Genomic DNA, 21908 nt, shown 5'->3' with positions numbered 1-21908 from the left:
ACGTGATTGATAAAACTGCCTTTATCCATCCTAGCGCCATTGTGGAAGAGGGTGCCGTCATCGGTGCCAACGTTCACATTGGACCGTTTTGTATTGTAGGTTCTGACGTCAGCATTGGCGAAGGAACCGTACTGAAGTCTCATGTGGTGGTAAACGGTCATACGACCATTGGCCGCGACAATGAAATTTATCAGTTCGCTTCCATCGGGGAAGTTAACCAGGATCTTAAATACGCTGGCGAACCGACTCGTGTGGAGATTGGCGATCGCAACCGCATCCGCGAAAGCGTCACCATTCATCGTGGAACAGTACAGGGCGGTGGATTGACGAAGGTGGGCAGCGATAACCTGCTGATGATCAACGCCCACGTGGCGCACGATTGCACCGTAGGTAACCGCTGTATCCTCGCCAACAACGCAACGCTGGCGGGCCACGTATCTCTGGACGACTTTGTTATCGTCGGTGGCATGACGGCTGTCCATCAGTTCTGCATCATTGGTGCACACGTGATGGTTGGCGGCTGCTCCGGCGTTGCTCAGGACGTCCCTCCTTACGTTATCGCGCAGGGCAACCACGCCACGCCTTACGGTGTTAACATCGAAGGGCTGAAGCGTCGTGGTTTCAGCAGAGAAGCGATTATTGCGATTCGCAATGCGTATAAACTGCTGTACCGCAGCGGTAAAACGCTGGATGAAGCCAAACCGGAAATCGCTGAACTTGCAGAGCAGCATCCTGAAGTAAAAGCCTTCTATGACTTCTTCGAACGCTCTACTCGTGGTCTGATTCGTTAATGGCTGAACGTCCGCTAACGATTGCCCTGGTCGCCGGAGAAACCTCCGGCGATATTCTTGGTGCGGGTCTCATTCGCGCCCTGAAAGCACGTGTACCGAACGCCCGATTCGTCGGCGTAGCTGGGCCATTAATGCAGGCCGAAGGCTGTGAGGCTTGGTACGAAATGGAAGAGCTGGCGGTGATGGGGATTGTCGAAGTCCTCGGTCGTCTGCGTCGTCTGCTGCACATTCGGGCTGATTTAACCCGCCGCTTCACCGAACTTCAGCCGGACGTTTTCGTCGGCATCGATGCGCCTGACTTCAATATTACCCTTGAAGGGAATCTGAAAAAGCAGGGCATTAAAACCATTCATTACGTCAGCCCCTCCGTTTGGGCCTGGCGACAAAAACGTGTTTTCAAAATTGGCAGAGCCACCGATCTGGTGCTCGCCTTTCTGCCTTTCGAAAAAGCGTTTTACGACCGATTCAATGTTCCTTGCCGTTTTATCGGGCACACCATGGCAGATGCCATGCCGCTGGATCCCGATAAAAACGCCGCCAGAGACACCCTCGGCATAGCTCACGACGTGCATTGCCTGGCGTTGCTGCCGGGCAGTCGCGGCGCAGAAGTGGAAATGCTCAGCGCCGATTTCCTGAAAACGGCCCGATTGTTGCGCAATCACTATCCCGATCTGGAAGTGGTTGTCCCGCTAGTGAATGCCAAACGCCGTGAACAGTTCGAGCGCATTAAAGCCGAAGTGGCACCGGATCTTAACGTTCATATGCTTAACGGCATGGGACGTGAGGCAATGATAGCCAGTGATGCGGCCCTGCTGGCCTCTGGCACGGCGGCGCTGGAATGTATGCTGGCAAAATGCCCGATGGTGGTGGGTTATCGCATGAAGCCCTTTACTTTCTGGCTGGCGAAGCGGTTGGTCAAAACTGACTATGTATCGTTGCCTAATCTGCTGGCGGGCCGGGAACTGGTAAAAGAACTTTTGCAGGATGAGTGTCAGCCAGAGCTGCTCGCACAGGCGCTGCTGCCGCTGCTGGCGGATGGTAAAACCAGCCACGCCATGCATGACACCTTCCGCGAACTGCACCAGCAGATCCGCTGTAATGCCGACGAGCAGGCAGCCGATGCGGTGCTGGAGTTGGCACAATGACAGACGTATTTATCTACCCGCATACTCATCTGGTGGCGGGTGTCGACGAAGTGGGGCGCGGTCCGTTAGTGGGCGCGGTCGTCACGGCGGCGGTGATTCTTGACCCGAACCGCCCGATTATCGGTTTGAATGACTCCAAAAAACTGAGTGAAAAACGCCGCCTGGCGCTGTTCGATGAAATCAAGGACAAAGCGCTCAGCTGGAGCCTTGGGCGTGCCGAGCCGCACGAAATCGACGAACTCAATATTCTGCATGCCACCATGCTGGCGATGCAGCGCGCGGTCGCTGGCCTGCACATTGCGCCGGAATACGTACTGATTGATGGCAATCGCTGTCCGGCCTTGCCGGTGCCGTCGCTGGCCGTCGTCAAAGGCGACAGTCGAGTGCCTGAAATCAGCGCGGCATCCATTCTGGCGAAAGTGGCCCGCGATGCGGAAATGACCGCGCTGGATAACACTTTCCCCGAGTATGGCTTCGCGCAACACAAGGGATACCCCACGCCTTTCCATCTGGAAAAGCTGGCTCTGCATGGCGCCACCGAACACCACCGGCGCAGTTTCGGGCCTGTTAAACGCGCTCTGGGCATTGCCTGATTAAGTAAAGCGGGATCTGAAGATGGCTGAACCACGTTTCGTACACCTGCGGGTGCATAGCGACTACTCCATGATTGATGGGCTGGCGAAGACCGGGCCGCTGGTGAAAAAGGCGGCCGCGTTGGGTATGCCTGCGCTGGCGATCACCGATTTCACCAACCTGTGTGGTCTGGTGAAGTTCTATGGCGCAGGGCACGGGGCCGGGATCAAGCCGATTATCGGTGCGGATTTTCACGTACAAAGCGAGCTGTTTGCCGATGAGCTGACGCAGCTCACTGTTCTTGCCACCAATAACGAAGGCTACCAGAACCTGACGCTGCTGATTTCCCGCGCCTATCAGCGGGGATATGGTGCGTTGGGCCCGTATATCGACCGTGACTGGCTGATTGATCATAAAGAAGGCCTGCTCCTGCTGTCCGGCGCACGCATGGGCGATGTGGGCAGAGCCTTGCTACGCGGCAATATGGCGTTGGTCGAGCAGTGCGCGGCCTTTTATGAAGAACATTTCCCGGATCGCTATTTCCTCGAGCTTATCCGTACCGGTCGTGCAGACGAAGAAAACTACCTGCATGCGGCGGTGAGACTGGCTGAAGAGCGCGGTTTACCGGTGGTGGCCACTAACGATGTGCGTTTCATCGACGCGGGCGACTTTGACGCTCACGAAATCCGAGTGGCCATTCACGACGGTTTCACCCTTGATGACCCAAAGCGACCGCGTAACTATTCGTCGCAGCAGTATATGCGCACCGAAGACGAAATGTGCGAGCTGTTCTCCGACATACCGGAGGCGCTGGCCAACACCGTTGAGATAGCCAAACGCTGTAACGTCACCGTGCGCCTGGGCGAATACTTCCTGCCGCAGTTCCCGACTGGCGATATGACCACCGAAGATTTCCTGGTGGTGAAATCGAAAGAAGGTCTTGAGGAGCGCCTCGAGTTCCTGTTCCCGGATCCGGCAGAGCGTGCTGAAAAACGCCCACCGTATGACGAGCGTCTGGACATTGAACTCCAGGTGATTAACCAGATGGGGTTCCCGGGCTACTTCCTGATCGTAATGGAATTTATCCAGTGGTCGAAGGATAACGGTGTGCCGGTAGGGCCGGGCCGTGGTTCCGGTGCCGGTTCATTAGTGGCCTATGCGCTCAAAATCACCGATCTCGACCCGCTGGAGTTTGACCTGCTGTTCGAACGTTTCCTGAACCCTGAACGTGTCTCGATGCCCGACTTCGACGTTGACTTCTGTATGGAGAAACGCGACCAGGTTATTGAACACGTGGCGGATATGTACGGGCGAGATGCGGTATCGCAGATTATTACCTTCGGTACCATGGCGGCGAAAGCGGTTATCCGCGACGTGGGCCGCGTGTTGGGACATCCGTATGGTTTCGTCGATCGTATTTCAAAACTGGTGCCGCCCGACCCGGGCATGACGCTTGCCAAGGCGTTTGAAGCCGAACCGCAGCTGCCGGAAATTTACGAGGCAGACGAAGAGGTTAAAGCGCTGATTGATATGGCGCGCAAGCTCGAAGGGGTCACCCGTAACGCCGGGAAACACGCCGGGGGCGTGGTTATCGCGCCGACCAAAATTACCGACTTCGCGCCGCTGTACTGTGACGAATCCGGGAATCATCCGGTCACCCAGTTTGATAAGAACGACGTGGAATATGCAGGCCTGGTGAAGTTCGACTTCCTCGGTCTGCGAACGCTGACGATCATCGACTGGGCGCTGAAGATGATCAACCCGCGCCGGGCGAAGCAGGGCTTAGATCCGATTGATATCGCCGCTATCCCGCTCGATGACAAGAAAAGCTTCGACATGCTGCAACGCTCGGAAACCACTGCGGTGTTCCAGCTTGAATCCCGCGGCATGAAGGACTTGATTAAGCGTCTGCAGCCTGACTGCTTCGAAGATATGATTGCTCTGGTGGCCCTGTTCCGTCCGGGCCCGCTCCAGTCAGGGATGGTAGATAACTTCATCGACCGTAAGCACGGACGCGAAGAGATTTCCTATCCTGACGTGCAGTGGCAGCACGAAAGCCTGAAACCGGTTCTGGAGCCGACCTACGGCATTATCCTGTATCAGGAACAGGTCATGCAGATTGCCCAGGTCCTGTCGGGCTATACGCTCGGCGGAGCGGATATGCTGCGTCGTGCGATGGGTAAGAAAAAGCCCGAAGAGATGGCCAAGCAGCGCAGCATCTTCGAAGAGGGCGCGATCAATAACGGCGTCGACGGCGAGCTGTCGATGAAAATCTTCGACCTGGTGGAGAAATTCGCCGGGTACGGCTTTAACAAATCGCACTCCGCCGCGTATGCGCTGGTGTCTTACCAGACGCTGTGGCTGAAAGCCCACTATCCCGCCGAATTTATGGCGGCGGTAATGACCGCCGATATGGATAACACCGAGAAAGTGGTCGGGCTGGTGGACGAATGCTGGCGCATGGGGCTCAAAATCCTGCCGCCGGACATCAACTCCGGGCTGTATCATTTCCACGTCAACGACGACGGTGAAATCGTATATGGCATTGGGGCTATCAAAGGCGTGGGCGAAGGCCCGATTGAGGCGATCCTCGAAGCGCGTAATGAAGGCGGCTATTTCCGCGAGCTGTTTGACCTCTGCGCCCGCGTAGACACCAAAAAGCTCAATAAGCGCGTACTCGAAAAACTGATCATGTCCGGGGCGTTTGACCGCCTTGGGCCGCACCGTGCGGCGCTAGCGAACTCGCTGCCCGACGCGCTGAAAGCCGCCGATCAACATGCCAAAGCCGAAGCGATCGGTCAGGCGGATATGTTTGGCGTACTGGCAGATGAGCCGGAACAGGTAGAACAATCCTACGCCAGCTGCCAGCCGTGGCCGGAACAAATCGTACTGGACGGTGAACGGGAAACGTTAGGCTTGTACCTGACCGGCCACCCGATCACCCAGTATCTGAAAGAAATTGAGCGCTATGTCGGCGGGCTGCGGCTCAAAGACATGCATCCGACCGATCGTGGTAAAGTGACCACGGCGGCGGGGCTCGTCATTGCTTCGCGGGTAATGGTCACCAAGCGAGGCAATCGTATCGGCATCTGTACGCTGGATGACCGTTCCGGGCGGCTGGAGGTGATGTTGTTCACCGACGCGCTGGATAAATACCAGCATTTGCTGGAAAAAGACCGCATACTTATCGTCAGCGGACAGGTCAGCTTTGATGACTTCAGCGGGGGGCTTAAAATGACCGCCCGCGAAGTCATGGACATTGACGAAGCCCGTGAAAAATATGCTCGCGGGCTTGCTATCTCGCTGACGGACAGGCAAATTGATGACCAGCTTTTAAACCGTCTCCGTCAGTCTCTGGAACCCCACCGTTCGGGGACAATTCCAGTACATCTCTACTATCAGAGGGCGGATGCACGCGCACGGCTGCGCTTTGGCGCGACCTGGCGTGTTTCTCCGAGCGATCGTTTACTCAACGATTTGCGTGGCCTCATTGGGTCGGAGCAGGTGGAACTGGAGTTTGACTAATACAGGAATACTATGAGTCTGAATTTCCTTGATTTCGAACAGCCGATTGCAGAGCTGGAAGCGAAAATCGATTCTCTGACCGCCGTAGGCCGTCAGGATGAAAAACTGGATATTAACATCGACGAAGAAGTGCATCGTCTGCGCGAAAAAAGCGTAGAACTGACGCGCAAAATTTTCGCCGATCTCGGTGCATGGCAGGTCGCGCAACTGGCGCGCCATCCGCAGCGTCCGTATACCCTCGATTATCTGCGTCTGGCGTTCGATGAGTTTGACGAACTGGCGGGCGATCGTGCTTATGCCGACGACAAAGCTATCGTTGGGGGTATCGCGCGTCTGGATGGGCGTCCGGTGATGGTCATTGGTCATCAGAAAGGCCGTGAGACCAAAGAGAAAATTCGTCGTAACTTCGGCATGCCAGCCCCAGAAGGCTATCGTAAAGCGCTGCGCCTGATGGAAATGGCAGAACGCTTCAACATGCCTATCGTGACCTTTATCGACACCCCGGGCGCATACCCTGGCGTGGGCGCGGAAGAGCGCGGTCAGTCTGAGGCGATTGCCCGTAACCTGCGTGAAATGTCTCGCCTGAAAGTGCCGGTCATCTGTACCGTCATCGGCGAAGGCGGTTCCGGTGGTGCGCTGGCGATTGGTGTGGGCGATAAAGTGAATATGCTGCAGTACAGCACCTATTCCGTTATCTCCCCGGAAGGGTGTGCCTCTATTCTGTGGAAAAGCGCCGATAAAGCGCCACTGGCCGCAGAAGCGATGGGCATCATTGCGCCACGTCTGAAAGAGCTGAAGCTGATTGATACCGTTATCCCGGAACCGCTGGGTGGCGCGCATCGTAAACCTGAAGCTATGGCGGCAAGCCTGAAAGCCCAACTGCTGGCAGATTTGGCCGACCTCGACGTGCTGAGCACTGAAGACCTGCTCAACCGCCGTTATCAGCGTCTGATGAGCTACGGCTACGCCTGATTTAGCATCACAAAAAAACGTCTAAAGGCCGGTTATCCCGGCCTTTTTTTGTTTTTATACCTGCTGATATTTCGTGAGAGCGGCGGTGAGCCAATGTGATAATTCCCCTCTTCTGCTTCCCCTAAGATGCCCTTATCGCCACCAAGGACTTCGCCTTGTGGCGCAGCGGTATTTTTACTACGGGGATTTAACAATGAAAGTAAACAACACGATAGGGCTGAGCGCCGTGGCGGCGGCGCTGACGCTTTGTACACCCGCCTCCTGGGCGACGAATCTGAAAGCGGAACCGGTCGCGCCTTACGCAATGAAGGCCAGCGACCTGCAAAAAAAAGAGCAGGAACTCACGAACTTCCCGCAAATGCAGACGGTGAAAGCGGATATTCGTACCATTAGCAATGAAGACGTGGAGCGCATCGCGCCCGGCAGCGCCGGCAATCCGGCCAACGTCAAACGCGTCGAAAAAATCATTAGCAGCAAAGACTGGGAGTATCTGTTCCCCCGGCGTGCGCCTGAATATACCTACACAAACTTCCTGAAAGCGGTCGGCAAATTCCCGGCAATTTGTGATTCCTACACCGATGGGCGGGACAGTGATGCCATCTGTCGTAAATCACTGGCTACCATGTTTGCCCATTTTGCACAGGAAACCGGTGGGCATGAGGATTGGCGTGAAGAGCCAGAGTGGCGACAGGCGCTGGTCTATGTGCGCGAGATGGGCTGGACGGAAGGGCAAAAGGGCGGCTATAACGGCGAATGTAATCCTAACACCTGGCAGGGGCAAACCTGGCCGTGTGGTAAGGATAAAGACGGCGATTATGTGAGCTATTTTGGCCGGGGCGCTAAACAGCTCTCCTACAACTACAACTACGGACCGTTCTCTGACGCCATGTACGGCGACGTGCGCCCGCTGCTGGATAAACCGGAGCTGGTGGCTGACACCTGGCTGAACCTTGCCAGCGCACTGTTCTTCTTCGTCTATCCTCAGCCGCCCAAACCGGGGATGCTGGATGTGATCAACGGCTCCTGGCAGCCAAACAGTCATGATAAGGCCAATGGCTTAGTCCCAGGGTTTGGCGTCACCATCCAGATCATCAACGGGGGCGTGGAGTGCGGCGGGTCATCGGAAATGGCGCAGTCGCAAAACCGTATTGCCTACTACAAAGAGTTCGCTAACTACCTGAAAGTACCGGTTCCGGCAGATGAAGTGCTTGGCTGTAAGAACATGAAACAGTTCGATGAAGGTGGCTCAGGCGCATTGCCTATCTACTGGGAAGAGAGCTGGAACTGGACCGAGGGGAATCCTAATGGTCTGGCATATGCTTGCCAACTGGTCAGCTACCAGACGCCATTCAGCGCATTTAAAGCCGGGGATTACACCAAGTGTGTTCAGCACTACTTCAACGTCACCCTGACTGACGATGGCGGCTCGACCCCAGCTCCTACCCCAACGCCAGCGCCGACGCCGGAGCCAACGCCTGAACCCAAACCGGACAGTAATGTTGCCCCGGTAGCGTTTATTTCCGGGCCGGTAGGTGCAGTTGAAGCGGGAAGTAAGGTTGCGCTGAGTGCGGAAGGTTCATCGGATGCTAACGGCGATGCGCTGACCTACACCTGGATTTTCCAGAATGGCCAAAGCATTACCGGTAAAGATAAAGCCAACATCAGCTTTACGGTACCGGAGAAAGATGCCGATGCTCAGTATGCGATAAGTCTGACCGTCAGCGATGGTAAACTGACTGCGACCACCACCTATACCTTGAATGTGAAGGCGAAGGCCAAAGCGGATGAGGGCGGATCGACCGCCAGCTATCCGTCATGGAGCACCACTCACCACTGGAACGCCGGTGATATCGTGATGAACCATGGGGCGCTGTATCAGTGTAAGCCGTTCCCGAGCAGCGGATGGTGTAACAATTCCCCGGTCTACTATGAGCCAGGGGCGGGCATTGCCTGGGCAGATGCCTGGACTGCACTTTAAGTAATACACACGCCAGCGTCTGACGCTGGCGTGTTCTGTATCATTTTAGGTATAAGATTAAGGAAGGAATTTTCCAGGAGGAAAGCGTGAATATTATTGCCATCATGGGGCCGCACGGCGTCTACCACAAAGATCAGCCGATCAAAGATCTTGAAGCGGCGCTGACCCAGCAAGGGTTCAAAATCATCTGGCCGCAAAACAGCGCCGATCTGATTAAGTTTGTTGAGCAGAATCCGCGGATCTGCGGGGTCATCTTCGACTGGGATGAATACGGCGAGGATCTGTGCAGCGACATCAATCAGTTGAATGAATACCTACCGCTGTATGCATTTATCAACACCCATTCGACGCTGGACGTCAGCATCAACGATATGCGCATGGCGCTGTGGTTCTTTGAGTACGCGCTGGGCGCGGAAGAAGACATCGCCACGCGCATAGGCCAGTACACCAAAGAGTATCTCGATAACATCACCCCGCCGTTCACCCGTGCATTATTCAACTACGTGAAAGAGGGGAAATATACCTTCTGCACGCCGGGCCACATGGCGGGGACAGCGTATCAAAAAAGCCCGGTTGGCTGCCTGTTCTATGACTTTTTCGGCGGGAATACGCTGAAAGCGGACGTCTCTATTTCGGTCACCGAGCTTGGCTCGTTGCTTGATCACACCGGGCCGCATCTTGAGGCCGAAGAGTATATCGCCCGCACCTTTGGCGCGGAGCAAAGCTACATGGTGACTAACGGCACCTCGACCTCCAATAAAATTGTCGGGATGTACGCAGCACCGTCAGGCAGCACACTGCTTATCGACCGTAATTGCCATAAATCGCTGGCGCATTTGCTGATGATGAGCGACGTGGTGCCGCTGTGGCTGAAGCCCACGCGCAATGCGCTCGGCATCTTGGGCGGTATTCCGAAGCGTGAGTTCACTCGCGATAGCATCAGCCAGAAAGTGAAGACGACAGCGGGCGCGCAGTGGCCGGTTCATGCCGTTATCACCAATTCCACCTACGACGGGCTGCTTTACAACACTACCTGGATTAAAGACACGCTGGACGTGCCGTCGATTCATTTTGATTCTGCGTGGGTGCCCTATACTCATTTCCATCCGATTTATCAGGGGAAAAGCGGGATGAGCGGCGAGCGCGTCCCGGGCAAGGTTATCTATGAAACGCAGTCGACGCATAAAATGTTGGCGGCGCTGTCGCAGGCGTCGCTTATCCACATCAAAGGCGATTACGACGAAGACACCTTCAATGAAGCCTTTATGATGCATACCTCGACGTCGCCGAGCTATCCGATTGTTGCCTCCATCGAAACGGCAGCGGCGATGCTGCGCGGGAATCCGGGCAAGCGACTGATCAACCGTTCGGTTGAGCGTGCGCTGCATTTCCGTAAAGAGGTACAGCGGCTGCGCGAGGAGTCAGAGGGCTGGTTCTTCGATATCTGGCAACCTGAAAAAGTGGATGAGGCCGAGTGCTGGCCGGTTTCGCCGGGTGAAGACTGGCACGGCTTCGCGGATGCCGATGCTAATCATATGTTCCTCGATCCGGTGAAAGTCACCATCCTGACGCCAGGCATGGACGAGCAGGGCACCATGAGCGACGAGGGGATCCCGGCTGCGCTGGTGGCCAAATTCCTCGACGAGCGTGGCGTGGTGGTTGAGAAAACCGGCCCGTACAATTTGCTGTTTCTGTTCAGTATCGGTATCGACAAAACCCGGGCGATGGGCCTGTTGCGTGGCCTGACCGAGTTTAAGCGATCCTTTGATCTGAATCTTCGGGTCAAAAACATGCTGCCGGATCTGTACGCGGAAGATCCTGATTTCTACCGTAACATGCGCATTCAGGAGCTGGCGCAGGGGATCCATAAGCTTATTCGTCAGCATCAGCTCTCGCATCTGATGCTACGGGCGTTCGATGTGCTGCCGGAAATGAAAATGACCCCGCACCAGGCCTGGCAGCGTCAGATCAAAGGTGAGGTGGAAACGATTGAGATTGAACAGCTGGTGGGCCGCGTCTCGGCTAACATGATCCTGCCGTATCCGCCGGGCGTACCGTTGCTGATGCCGGGAGAGATGATCACCGAAGAAAGCCGCGCCGTGCTCGATTTCCTGCTGATGCTTTGCTCGATTGGTCGGCATTATCCGGGCTTTGAAACTGACATTCATGGCGCTAAGCGTGACGAAGACGGCGTCTACCGGGTACGAGTCTTAAAAGATGCCTGACTGCTTGCGTCAGTCGCCCTGCCACAGGTAACGTGCTGCGCAGACCAATAAGGAGAAAACATGCTGGGTTTAAAACAGGTTCACCACATCGCTATCATCGCGAGCAACTATGCCAACAGTAAGGCGTTCTATTGCGATATTCTGGGCTTCACGCTGCAAAGCGAGTTCTACCGTGAGGCGCGGGATTCCTGGAAAGGCGATCTGGCGTTGAATGGCCAGTATACTATCGAGCTGTTTTCGTTCCCTTTTCCACCTGCGCGCCCGTCACGGCCTGAAGCGTGCGGCCTGCGTCATCTGGCGTTTAGCGTGGATGACATCGATGCCGCCGTGACCCATCTCGAAAGCCACGGCGTGAAGTGTGAGGCGATTCGAATCGATCCCTTCACTGAGCGTCGTTTTACTTTTTTCAACGATCCGGACGGATTGCCGCTGGAGCTGTATCAGCAATAAATCATGAGCCTGAAATCTGTCATCGACGTCCTACATTCCCACCGATCGCTGCTGGTTGCCTTCAGCGGCGGCCTGGATTCGACGGTGCTTTTACACCAACTGGTGAGCTGGCGTGAACAGTCGCCGGGCGTCGCGTTGCGCGCTATTCATATTCATCATGGGCTAAGTGCTTATGCGGATGCCTGGGTTGCGCACTGTGAGCAGGTTTGTGCCCAGTGGGGCGTGCAGCTTGAGGTGGTGAAGGTCACCCTGGCAGAGGAAGGGTTAGGTATTGAAGCCCATGCGCGTGAGGCGCGCTATGCCGCGTTTCGTGCCGCGCTGCAGCCCGGTGAGGTATTGGTCACCGCGCAGCATCTGGACGATCAGTGCGAAACGCTGCTCCTGGCACTCAAACGCGGTAGCGGCCCGGCGGGGCTGTCGGCGATGGCGGCAGAGTCAGATTTCGCGGGCAGTAAACTGTTGCGGCCGTTGTTAAACCAAAAACGGCAAGATCTTGAGCGCTGGGCCGTCACGCATCAGCTGCGCTGGATTGAAGATGAAAGCAATCAGGACGATGCCTACGATCGCAATTTTCTGCGCCTGCGCGTGGTGCCGTTGTTGACGCAGCGCTGGCCGCATTTCGCCGAGGCCGCCGCGCGAAGCGCCGCGCTGTGTGGCGAACAGGAACAGCTACTGGATGAATTGCTTGCCGAAGAGTTGATGTCGTTGATGGGGCCGGAAGGGCAGCTCGCCATCGAACCGCTGATGAGCGTGAGTGAAGCTCGGCGGGCAGCGCTGTTACGCCGCTGGCTGGCACAGCATCAGGCGGTGATGCCGTCGCGCGCGATGCTGACGCGTCTCTGGCAAGAAGTGGCGCTGGCACGGGAAGATGCCAATCCGCAGCTTTGCTTAGGCCAATTCGAAGTCCGCCGCTTTCAGCAGCAGCTGTGGTGGATCCCGGCTTATGAACGCCTGGCCTCTCTGAACATGAAATGGGCAGATATCACGCATCCGCTGCTGTTACCGGATGCCAGTGAATTGCATCTGATGGCGGGCCGCGATATTCGTGCGCCGCAGAACGATGAACCCGTGAGTGTGCGTTTTACCGCCTCCGGCACGTTGCATATTGTTGGGCGTCACGGTGGACGTAAGCTAAAAAAAATCTGGCAGGAGATGGGTGTGGCTCCGTGGCTACGGGAAACCGCGCCGCTGCTGTTTTATGGTGAGACGTTAATCGCAGCGGCCGGGTATTTCGTCACGCGTGAAGGGCAATACAGGGAAGGGGAAGCCGGTTTACGGCTCGTCAGACAAAAAAACGGGCAGTAACACTGCCCGTCTACGGATTACTCTTCGCTCACCACCACGGTACCGATATCCGGGTGACTGAAGCTGGCTATTTTGTCGAGTCGTAGCTCACGGTTTTCGCCCGAGGCTTCAACGACCAGATACTCGACGTTTTTACGTGAGACTAAGTCACTGGCTTTCGCCTTCAGCACTTCGCCATCTTTCAGCTCCAGCGCCAAAACGAGATGGTTCTGGCAGGCGAGTTCGAGGTTGTCATAGTCATCACAGTTGATAGGTTGATAAGACTCATTCATTGACATAATCGCTCACCAGTAAGTTTGCCGCCGCATAGGCCGCTTTTTCCCTGACCGACTCTGAAATCGCATCGTCCGACGCCACTTCATTCAATACTTTTAGCACACAACCCAGCGAATCCGGAATATATCCTAAGTCCCCGCTGGCTATTTCCGCATATCGCTTGCGTATTAACTCACAATACTTTTCCACATGCCCTCCTGTCAGCGTTCTGACTTAACTGTGGGATGCAAGTTTAAGCCTACGAAGATAAACTCTGTTTAGCAAGGTGACTATACCATACTCATTTAAGCAATATCAGCAGGATGAGCTGTGCAGCAATGAATTGGCGACAGCCTTTTGTGGCTGAATTAGGTACAATGACGGCCAATTTTCAGGAGTAAAATCATGGCGCTGAAAGCGACAATTTATAAAGCGACGGTGAACGTTGCCGATCTCGACCGCAACCAGTTTCTCGATGCCAGCCTGACGCTGGCTCGTCATCCGTCCGAAACCGAAGAGCGCATGATGCTGCGTCTGCTGGCATGGATAATGTATGCCGACGACCGTTTGCAATTTACCCGGGGCCTGAGTGCCGATGACGAGCCGGAAGTGTGGCTGCTCAACGATCATCTGGGGGTGGATTTGTGGATTGAGTTAGGCTTACCGGAAGAACGCCGGATCAAAAAAGCCTGCTCTCGTTCGAAGCAGGTCGCGCTGTTTACCTATAACAGCCGGGCGGCGGAAATCTGGTGGCAGCAAAATCAGGCCGCACTGGCCGGGTTTAGCAATCTCAGTATCTGGTATTTTGATGATACCCAACTGGCGCAGTTGACCGCCTTCGCCGCACGCAATATGACGCTGCAGGCCACCTTGCAGGAAGGGACGCTGTGGCTTTCCGATGATAAGAATAATCTGGAAATCATCCCAACCCATTGGCAGCAGGCAAAATGATTGTCATCTCACGTCAGGTATCGTTGGCTGACGAAGAAGTGGAAATCACCGCTATTCGGGCGCAGGGCAACGGCGGACAGCACGTGAACAAAGCCTCAACGGCCATTCATTTGCGTTTTGACATCCGGGCCTCCAGCCTGCCAGAGTATTATAAAGAGCGCCTGCTGGCCGCCAGTCATCACTTGTTAACCGCTGACGGCGTTATCATTATCAAGGCGCAGGAATATCGCAGTCAGGAGATGAACCGGGAAGCCGCGGTCGCGCGTCTGGTGTCGGTGATTCAGAGCCTGACCGTAGAACAAAAACATCGCCGGGCAACGCGTCCTACGCGGGCATCGAAAGAGCGTCGACTGGCGTCAAAATCGCAAAAGTCCTCAGTGAAGGCGATGCGTGGCAAAGTCAGAAACGCCGGTGACTGATCGACTGAATGAAAAGCATAAGGAAATTAAGGTGAAGAAGGTACTGGTGACCCTCGCGGCTGTTGGAATGCTCTGTGCATTGCCCGGCTGTAACAATCGTTCAGATGAGCAAACCGTGAACAAAGGGCAAGAAACGGCCCTGCAGCCGATGCAGCAGAGCTGGCGCGGCGTGCTGCCGTGTGCGGACTGCGAAGGCATTGAAACGTCCCTGTTCCTTGAAAAGGACGGTACCTGGGTGATGAACGAGCACTATCAGGGCGTGGAGCGTGAACCGTCCTCATTTGCGTCGTATGGCACCTGGGCGCGCACCGCCGAGAAGCTGGTTCTGACCGACACTAAGGGTGAGAAATCATACTATCGCGCAAAAGGCGACAAGCTGGAAATGCTGGATCGCGAAGGCAATCCGATCGTTTCCTCGCTGAATTACACCCTGGAGCCGGTCAAAACAAGCCTGCCTGTGACCCCAATGGCGATGCGCGGTATGTATTTTTACATGGCGGATGCTGCCACCTTTACCGATTGTGCTACGGGGAAACGTGTGTCGGTGGCGAACAACGCCCAGCTCGAACGTGGTTATGCCGCGGCGCGCGGCAACGAGAGTAAGCCTGTTTTGCTGACGGTCGAAGCGCACTTTACGCTACAGGCCAATCCGGATACCGGCGAGAAGGTGACAACGTTGGTAGCGGACAAATCGTCGCACTTTGACGCGAAGAAGACCTGCAAAGAGTAATCGCCCCATAGTCATAAAAAAAGGCCTGTCACCAACGGTGACGGGCCTTTTTATTGTCCGTGAGAACGGAGATTAGCGTTTGATGTTGCTCAGCAGGTAGCTCACTACGTCGCCGGTTTTAATCATCTGCTTGTCACCGTTACGACGATATTTGTATTCAATCTCATCGTTGTCGAGGTTGCGGTCGCCGATAACCACGGTGTGTGGGATACCGATCAGCTCCATGTCCGCGAACATCACGCCTGGGCGCTCTTTACGATCGTCCATCAGCACTTCAATCCCCTGGGCGCGCAGCTCGCTGTACAGTTTCTCTGCCAGCTCCTGAACGCGGTAGGATTTGTGCATATTCATCGGCAGGATGGCCACCTGGAATGGCGCAATGTTGTCCGGCCAGACGATACCGCGATCGTCGTGGTTCTGCTCGATGGCTGCCGCCACCACGCGGGTAACGCCGATCCCGTAGCAGCCCATGGTCAGGGTCTGGTTACGACCGTCTTCACCCTGAACGGACGCTTTCATGGCTTCGGAGTACTTGGTGCCAAGCTGGAAGATGTGGCCGACTTCGATACCGCGCTTGATGAGCAGGGTACCTTTGCCGTCCGGGCTTGGGTCACCGGCGACCACGTTACGGATGTCTGCGACTTCCGGGGTGGCAACGTCGCGATCCCAGTTGATGCCGAAGTAGTGTTTACCGTCGATGTTAGCGCCCGCAGCGAAATCGCTCATGGCGGCGACGGTACGGTCAACGACCACTGGAATGCTCATATTTACTGGGCCCAGTGAGCCTGGACCGGCGTTAACCAGCGCACGAATTTCTGCTTCGGTCGCGAAGGTCAGCGGGCTTGCCACCTGCGGCAGTTTTTCCGCTTTGACTTCGTTCAGTTCGTGATCGCCACGGACAAGAAGGGCAACCAGCGGATATGCGCTGTCTTCTACCGCTTTCACCAGCAGGGTTTTCACGGTTTTCTCAATTGGCAGATTGAACTGCTCAACCAGCTCGGCGATGGTTTTGGCGTTTGGCGTATCGACCAGGGTCATTTCCTGGGTCGCTGCCGCGCGGGGTTCTTTTGGCGCAACGGCTTCAGCCAGCTCAATATTGGCTGCAAAGTCAGATTCACTGGAGAAGATAATGTCATCTTCACCGCTGGACGCCAGAACCTGGAACTCATGCGACGCGCTGCCACCGATAGAACCGGTATCAGCCTGAACGGCACGGAAATCCAGACCCATACGGCTGAAGATCTTACTGTAAGCCGCATACATCGCGTCGTAGGTTTCCTGTAAGGATTCCTGAGTGGTATGGAAGGAGTAAGAATCCTTCATGATGAACTCACGGGACCGCATCACACCAAAGCGTGGGCGGACTTCATCGCGGAACTTGGTCTGGATCTGATAGAAGTTCAGCGGTAGCTGTTTGTAAGAGCTCAGCTCGTTACGAATCAGGTCGGTGATCACTTCTTCATGCGTTGGGCCGAGGACAAACTGGCGCTCGCCGCGATCGACAATACGCAGCAGTTCCGGGCCGTACTGCTCCCAGCGACCGCTCTCCTGCCACAGGTCAGCGGGCTGAACCACGGGCATTGACACCTCGATAGCACCGGCGTTATCCATCTCTTCACGCACGATGTTTTCGACTTTTTTCAGGACGCGCAGGCCTGTCGGCAGCCAGGTGTATAACCCGGAGGCGAGCTTGCGAATCATCCCGGCGCGCAGCATCAGCTGGTGGCTGATAACCTCGGCGTCGGCAGGTGTCTCCTTCAGCGTGGAGAGCAAGTATTGACTAGTACGCATGTTATTACGGTTCCATTTGAACGAGCAGAACAGGCGAGAATGCCCGCCTGATACAAAAAATGTGGTTTAGTTTATCAGTCTGGCAGAGTTGTCAAAAGAGAGGAGGAGAAAATTAGCGTGCTTCTAATGCAAAGACTTCGAATCCGGCGTCGGTAACGCGCCAGCGGACGTTAAAATCATGTAACCAGACGGCGTAAGCTTTCCCCGTTTCCTCCCCTTTCCGGTAAGCAGGACGCGGGTCCTGAGCCAGTACATCCGTAATAAAGGCGCGCAGATGTGGGTAACGTTTATCGAGGACTGGAAACTGCTGTTCCACCTCGGGGGTGAAGCTGACATTCACGCTGGCAACAGGTGCCTGCTGGGCATAGCTTGCCTGAGCTTCAGGCAACGCTTCGGCAAATGGCAGGTAAGGCTTGATATCGACCACCGGCGTGCCGTCGACGAGGTCGAGGCTGCCTAACTGTAGAATGACCTGATCTTTGTGACAGCGAATACCTTTCAGCTCAACCAGTGACATGCCGATCGGGTTAGGACGGAAAGTGGAACGGGTCGCGAATACGCCCATTCTGGCATTGCCGCCAAGCCGGGGAGGGCGGACGGTCGGTCGCCAGCCGCCTTCCATCGTTTGATGAAAGACGAATAACACCCAGAGATGGCTGAAATCTTCCAGGCCGCGCACGGCATCCGGCTGATTGTAGGGCGGGAGCAAGTGAAGTTCGCCGTTGCCGTGTTGCACCAGACCAGGCTGGCGTGGGACGGCAAACTTCTCTTTATAAGGTGAGCAGATAACGCCTATCTGCTCAAAGGAGAAATCACTCATTTCGCCGAAACGTTGAGAGCAGTTCCAAGGCAAACGGCCTGACGATAGCAACCCGGCGTGCCGCTGGTGACTTCACAACTGTGCAGCAGAACCCCATTGGCCTTCATTTTTGCGGCGTTTATCTGCAGACGCTTACGGGCGGTTGGGATATTTGGCGGAGAGTCCTGATTAGAGGCCTGGCAGGATTCACCGCTGACTTCGCCGAGATCGCGGAACGGCTTACCCACCAGTTCCTCGGCGCTGTTGTAAATTCTTACCGGAGCAGGGCGTGGCGCTTTCGGCTTAGCGGGCTCGGTTTTTGGCGGAGTTGCAGTGCTTTGTACAGGTTCTACGGGAGATCTGTTTAACATGGAACAGCCGCTCAGGATCAGCGCTAAAAAACAGACCGGTAAAGCACGCATAGTATTTCCTCAATGAATATAAAAACCGGGGCTTATTGAATCAGGTGCCAGCAGAAATGACAAGACGGGCGTAAAGCCCGTCCTGAATGATATTACTTTGAGAAAAGATTACCAGCCTTTAACCGCGCCACCATTGAAGATCTTGTTGGCCGCTTCGTACACTTCGTCAGACTGATACGCTTCAACGAATTTCTTCACGTTTTCCGCGTCTTTGTTATCTTCACGGCTGACGATCAGGTTCACGTACGGGGAGTCTTTGTCTTCAACAAAGATGCCGTCTTTCGCTGGGGTCAGGCCAATCTGGCTGGCGTAAGTGGTGTTGATAACCGCCAGAGCAATCTGCGCATCGTCCAGGGAACGCGGCAGTTGTGGGGCTTCCAGCTCAACAATTTTCAGGTTTTTCGGGTTCTCAGTCACGTCCAGAACGGTTGGCAGCAGACCAACACCATCTTTCAGTTTGATCAGGCCCACTTTCTGCAGCAGCAGCAGGGAGCGGCCGAGGTTGGTTGGATCGTTAGGCACGGCAACCTGAGAGCCTGGCTGCAGTTCGTCCAGAGATTTGATTTTCTTAGAGTAACCGGCAATCGGGTAAACAAAGGTGCTGCCGACCGGAACCAGTTTGTAACCGCGGTCTTTAATCTGCTGATCCAGGTAAGGTTTATGTTGGAAGGCGTTGGCATCGATATCGCCTTTACTCAGCGCTTCGTTCGGCAGAACGTAATCGTTGAAGGTCACCAGCTCAACGTCGAGGCCATACTTCTCTTTGGCCACTTTCTGGGCAACTTCAGCGACCTGCTGTTCTGAACCCACAATCACGCCGACTTTGATGTGGTTAGGGTCTTTCTGATCCGGACCACAACCCACCAGTGCCAGAGAACCAATCAGGGCACCCAGGGCCGCAAAGGTTTTAATCTTGAACGCCATTTTCTTTCCTTAACTCTTAGAGTTGTTTGTTGTGTGTAACGTTACTTGTGAGTGACAGCCCGGACGATACGATCGCCAGAGAATTGAATTAAATAAACCAGAACCACCAGTAATACCAGAACGGTATTCATAACCGTAGCGTTATAACCAATGTAACCGTACTGATAGCCAATCTGACCCAGACCACCGGCACCGACAGCCCCGCCCATCGCGGAGTAACCCACCAGGGTAATCAGCGTGATGGTTGCTGCATTCACCAAACCCGGCATCGCTTCTGGCAGCAGGACTTTACGCACGATCTGCATGACCGTGGCACCCATAGCGCGTGAGGCTTCAATCAGGCCGGTCGGTATTTCCAGCAACGCGTTTTCCACCATGCGGGCAATAAACGGTGCGGCGCCCACGGTCAGGGGAACAATCGCCGCCTGCAGGCCGATGGAGGTGCCAACAATCACGCGCGTAAATGGAATCATCCACACCAGCAGGATAATGAACGGAATAGAACGGAAGATGTTGACCAGCGCGGAGAGCGTGCGGTACAGCTTCACGTTTTCAGCAATTTGGCCCGGACGTGTAACGTACAGCAGTACGCCAACCGGCAGACCTAGTACGAAACCGAAGAAACCGGAAACAAAGGTCATTGCCAACGTTTCCCAGACGCCGCGCGCCAGTAACCACATCATTGGCTCAGACATAACCCAGTACCTCTACTTTCACATGGTGTTCTTGCAGCCAGGCAATCGCGGCTTGCGTATCGTTTTGTGTGCCGTGCATTTCAGTCAGCATGATGCCGAACTTCACGCCACCGGCGTAATCCATCTGCGCGCTAATAATGTTGTTGTTGACGTTAAAGCGGCGTGCTGTTTCCGAGAGCAGCGGGGCATCAACGGACTGCCCGGTAAATTCCATACGCAGCATGGGCACACTGTCTGCCTGCGCTTCTGGTTTCAGGCGCGCCAGATAGTCTTCCGGAATGTCCAAATGCAGGGTGGACTGAATGAACTGTTGTGCCAGTGGTGTTTTCGGATGGGAGAACACTTCACTCACCGTGTCCTGCTCAATCAACTCACCGTTGCTGATAACAGCTACGCAGTCACAAATGCGCTTAACCACGTCCATCTCGTGGGTGATCAGCAGAATGGTCAGACCCAGACGGCGGTTAATGTCTTTCAGCAGTTCGAGAATAGAACGGGTGGTTGCCGGATCCAGGGCGCTAGTGGCTTCATCACACAGCAATACTTTTGGATTACTGGCCAGCGCACGGGCAATGGCCACGCGCTGCTTCTGTCCTCCAGATAAATTGGCTGGATAGCTATCGTGCTTATCCGACAGGCCGACGAGGTCAAGCAGTTCCGTCACGCGGCGTTTGATTTCTTCTTTAGGCGTATTGTCGAGTTCCAGCGGTAGCGCCACGTTACCAAATACAGTCCGGGAAGCCAGCAGATTAAAGTGCTGGAAAATCATACCAATCTGACGACGTGCTTTAGTTAATTGTGATTCAGAAAGGGCCGTTAAATCCTGTCCATCAACCAGCACGCTTCCCTGGGTTGGGCGCTCGAGTAAGTTGACGCAGCGGATCAGGGTACTTTTACCCGCACCGGAGGCACCGATGACGCCATAGATTTGTCCGGCAGGCACATGCAGGCTGACATTATTCAATGCCTGAATTGTTCTGTGGCCCTGCTGGAACACTTTGGTGATGTTTGAAAGTTTTATCATTAGCTATTTATTATCGTAAGGTGATTTGCCGTGGAATTTTCTGCTGCTGCAGAGTGCAGCGACCGTCAATGAAATGGATGTTAAGGCATCCAGACGTCTAAATCAATCCGGGGCAGCGATAATGAGCACTTTATTGGCGCATCAAACATGAGATAATAGGCTCACATGCCTTATTCAGGAGCAAACCGGTGGCAAAAACCGTTCCCGCAATTTTCTTAGACCGTGATGGCACCATTAATGTCGATCATGGTTACGTTCACGAAATTGACGCATTTGAGTTTATCGAAGGCGCTATTGATGCCATGCGCGAGTTAAAAGAGATGGGTTATGCGCTGGTACTGGTAACGAACCAGTCCGGCATTGCTCGCGGTAAGTTTACCGAAGCGCAGTTTGAAACATTAACCGAGTGGATGGACTGGTCGCTGGCGGATCGGGGTGTAGATCTCGATGGCATCTATTACTGCCCACATCACCCACAGGGAACAGTAGAAGAATACCGGCAGGTATGCGATTGCCGTAAACCGCACCCTGGAATGCTTATCTCTGCCCGTGATTTTCTGCATATCGATATGGATGCCTCCTTTATGGTTGGTGACAAAGTTGAAGATATGCAGGCCGCCGCAGCTGCAGGTGTAGGAACGAAAGTCTTAGTGCGTACAGGCAAGCCTGTTACCGATGAGACCGAAAATGCAGCAGATTGGGTGATTGATAGCCTGGCAGCCCTGCCCGCGGCTATCAAAAAGCAGAATAAATAGCCGTTGAGGCGAAAAGGTGAGCGGTTGAAATAAAAATGCATTTTTCCGCTTGTCATTCCTCGGCAGCTCCCTATAATGCGCCTCCATCGACACGGAACAACGGCAAGCAAGCCGCCGGGTCAGCAGGGTTTCTCCGGAAATTCTGACAGAGAAAAGCGAAAATAATTGCTTGACTCTGA

The 21908-nt window shown here is 54.8% G+C and carries 21 protein-coding genes; 13 read left to right on the top strand and 8 right to left on the bottom strand.

Annotated elements, in window-relative coordinates; translation table 11 throughout:
- Nucleotides 1-2 precede the first annotated feature (2 nt).
- The 9 genes from lpxA to tilS all read left to right on the top strand — a co-directional run bounded on the left by lpxA (nt 3) and on the right by tilS (nt 12964).
- Nucleotides 3-791 (top strand): acyl-ACP--UDP-N-acetylglucosamine O-acyltransferase, encoded by a 789-nt coding sequence (gene lpxA / locus ACG0Z5_RS21065; RefSeq protein WP_394450886.1) that lies wholly within the window; start codon nt 3-5, stop codon nt 789-791.
- The gene (lpxB, locus tag ACG0Z5_RS21060; RefSeq protein WP_394450884.1) at nt 791-1936 is read left to right on the top strand and encodes a lipid-A-disaccharide synthase; all 1146 of its coding nucleotides are present in this window, start codon (nt 791-793) and stop codon (nt 1934-1936) included. Before lpxA ends, lpxB begins: the two co-directional genes overlap by 1 nt.
- Nucleotides 1933-2529, top strand: coding sequence for a ribonuclease HII (gene rnhB / locus ACG0Z5_RS21055; RefSeq protein ID WP_394450883.1), 597 nt, complete (start codon nt 1933-1935; stop codon nt 2527-2529). The genes lpxB and rnhB overlap by 4 nt, the downstream gene beginning before the upstream one ends.
- 22 nt (nt 2530-2551) lie before the next feature.
- Complete coding sequence (dnaE, locus tag ACG0Z5_RS21050; protein ID WP_394450882.1) at nt 2552-6034, top strand: DNA polymerase III subunit alpha; 3483 nt, start codon at nt 2552-2554, stop codon at nt 6032-6034.
- A gap of 12 nt (nt 6035-6046) precedes the next feature.
- Nucleotides 6047-7006 carry an acetyl-CoA carboxylase carboxyl transferase subunit alpha gene (gene accA / locus ACG0Z5_RS21045; protein WP_394450881.1) on the top strand — a complete coding sequence of 320 codons (960 nt, stop codon included), beginning with the start codon at nt 6047-6049 and terminating at the stop codon, nt 7004-7006.
- 193 nt (nt 7007-7199) lie between these two features.
- Nucleotides 7200-8984 (top strand): glycoside hydrolase family 19 protein, encoded by a 1785-nt coding sequence (locus ACG0Z5_RS21040; RefSeq protein ID WP_394450880.1) that lies wholly within the window; start codon nt 7200-7202, stop codon nt 8982-8984.
- Nucleotides 8985-9070: 86 nt separating this feature from the next.
- Entirely contained in the window at nt 9071-11209 is a 2139-nt protein-coding gene (locus tag ACG0Z5_RS21035; protein WP_394450878.1) for a lysine decarboxylase LdcC, read from the top strand.
- A 60-nt stretch (nt 11210-11269) separates the two neighbouring features.
- On the top strand, nt 11270-11659 hold the full coding sequence (locus ACG0Z5_RS21030) for a VOC family protein (protein ID WP_394450876.1): 390 nt from the start codon (nt 11270-11272) through the stop codon (nt 11657-11659).
- 3 nt (nt 11660-11662) lie between these two features.
- Nucleotides 11663-12964, top strand: coding sequence for a tRNA lysidine(34) synthetase TilS (tilS, locus tag ACG0Z5_RS21025; protein ID WP_394450874.1), 1302 nt, complete (start codon nt 11663-11665; stop codon nt 12962-12964).
- Nucleotides 12965-12981: 17 nt separating this feature from the next.
- Here tilS and rof read toward each other — a convergent pair whose 3' ends face one another.
- Nucleotides 12982-13242, bottom strand: coding sequence for a Rho-binding antiterminator (rof, locus tag ACG0Z5_RS21020; protein ID WP_319628095.1), 261 nt, complete (start codon nt 13240-13242; stop codon nt 12982-12984).
- Nucleotides 13229-13429: a YaeP family protein gene (locus ACG0Z5_RS21015; RefSeq protein WP_319628094.1), complete on the bottom strand. Its 201-nt coding sequence runs from the start codon at nt 13427-13429 to the stop codon at nt 13229-13231. Before ACG0Z5_RS21015 ends, rof begins: the two co-directional genes overlap by 14 nt.
- A 195-nt stretch (nt 13430-13624) precedes the next feature.
- Between ACG0Z5_RS21015 and ACG0Z5_RS21010 the strand changes: the two genes are divergently transcribed.
- Genes ACG0Z5_RS21010 through nlpE form a run of 3 tightly spaced genes read left to right on the top strand, consistent with a single transcriptional unit; the run spans nt 13625 to nt 15319 of the window.
- Nucleotides 13625-14170 (top strand): YaeQ family protein, encoded by a 546-nt coding sequence (locus ACG0Z5_RS21010; RefSeq protein ID WP_394450869.1) that lies wholly within the window; start codon nt 13625-13627, stop codon nt 14168-14170.
- On the top strand, nt 14167-14589 hold the full coding sequence (arfB, locus tag ACG0Z5_RS21005) for an alternative ribosome rescue aminoacyl-tRNA hydrolase ArfB (RefSeq protein WP_319785275.1): 423 nt from the start codon (nt 14167-14169) through the stop codon (nt 14587-14589). Before ACG0Z5_RS21010 ends, arfB begins: the two co-directional genes overlap by 4 nt.
- 31 nt (nt 14590-14620) lie before the next feature.
- Nucleotides 14621-15319 (top strand): envelope stress response activation lipoprotein NlpE, encoded by a 699-nt coding sequence (gene nlpE / locus ACG0Z5_RS21000; protein ID WP_394450866.1) that lies wholly within the window; start codon nt 14621-14623, stop codon nt 15317-15319.
- Nucleotides 15320-15391: 72 nt separating this feature from the next.
- Here the strand turns inward: nlpE and proS are convergent, their stop codons facing one another.
- From proS to metN, 6 genes are all read right to left on the bottom strand, one after another.
- The gene (proS, locus tag ACG0Z5_RS20995) at nt 15392-17110 is read right to left on the bottom strand and encodes a proline--tRNA ligase (protein ID WP_394450864.1); all 1719 of its coding nucleotides are present in this window, start codon (nt 17108-17110) and stop codon (nt 15392-15394) included.
- A 112-nt stretch (nt 17111-17222) separates the two neighbouring features.
- Nucleotides 17223-17930: a tRNA (N6-threonylcarbamoyladenosine(37)-N6)-methyltransferase TrmO gene (gene tsaA / locus ACG0Z5_RS20990; protein WP_394450861.1), complete on the bottom strand. Its 708-nt coding sequence runs from the start codon at nt 17928-17930 to the stop codon at nt 17223-17225.
- A complete protein-coding gene (gene rcsF / locus ACG0Z5_RS20985) occupies nt 17927-18331 on the bottom strand; it encodes an Rcs stress response system protein RcsF (RefSeq protein ID WP_394450859.1) in 405 nt (134 codons plus the stop codon). The genes tsaA and rcsF overlap by 4 nt, the downstream gene beginning before the upstream one ends.
- 108 nt (nt 18332-18439) lie before the next feature.
- A complete protein-coding gene (metQ, locus tag ACG0Z5_RS20980) occupies nt 18440-19255 on the bottom strand; it encodes a methionine ABC transporter substrate-binding lipoprotein MetQ (protein ID WP_394450857.1) in 816 nt (271 codons plus the stop codon).
- Between the two features lie 41 nt (nt 19256-19296).
- The gene (locus ACG0Z5_RS20975) at nt 19297-19950 is read right to left on the bottom strand and encodes a methionine ABC transporter permease MetI (RefSeq protein WP_154159704.1); all 654 of its coding nucleotides are present in this window, start codon (nt 19948-19950) and stop codon (nt 19297-19299) included.
- A complete protein-coding gene (gene metN, locus ACG0Z5_RS20970; protein WP_319628086.1) occupies nt 19943-20974 on the bottom strand; it encodes a methionine ABC transporter ATP-binding protein MetN in 1032 nt (343 codons plus the stop codon). The genes ACG0Z5_RS20975 and metN overlap by 8 nt, the downstream gene beginning before the upstream one ends.
- Nucleotides 20975-21162: 188 nt before the next feature.
- Between metN and gmhB the strand changes: the two genes are divergently transcribed.
- On the top strand, nt 21163-21729 hold the full coding sequence (gene gmhB / locus ACG0Z5_RS20965) for a D-glycero-beta-D-manno-heptose 1,7-bisphosphate 7-phosphatase (protein WP_394450854.1): 567 nt from the start codon (nt 21163-21165) through the stop codon (nt 21727-21729).
- The last annotated feature ends 179 nt before the right edge of the window (nt 21730-21908 follow it).

This window comes from Scandinavium sp. M-37, from assembly GCF_043558715.1.
Taxonomy (GTDB): domain Bacteria; phylum Pseudomonadota; class Gammaproteobacteria; order Enterobacterales; family Enterobacteriaceae; genus Scandinavium; species Scandinavium vulneris_A.
This window is presented reverse-complemented; position numbering and strand designations above follow the sequence as displayed.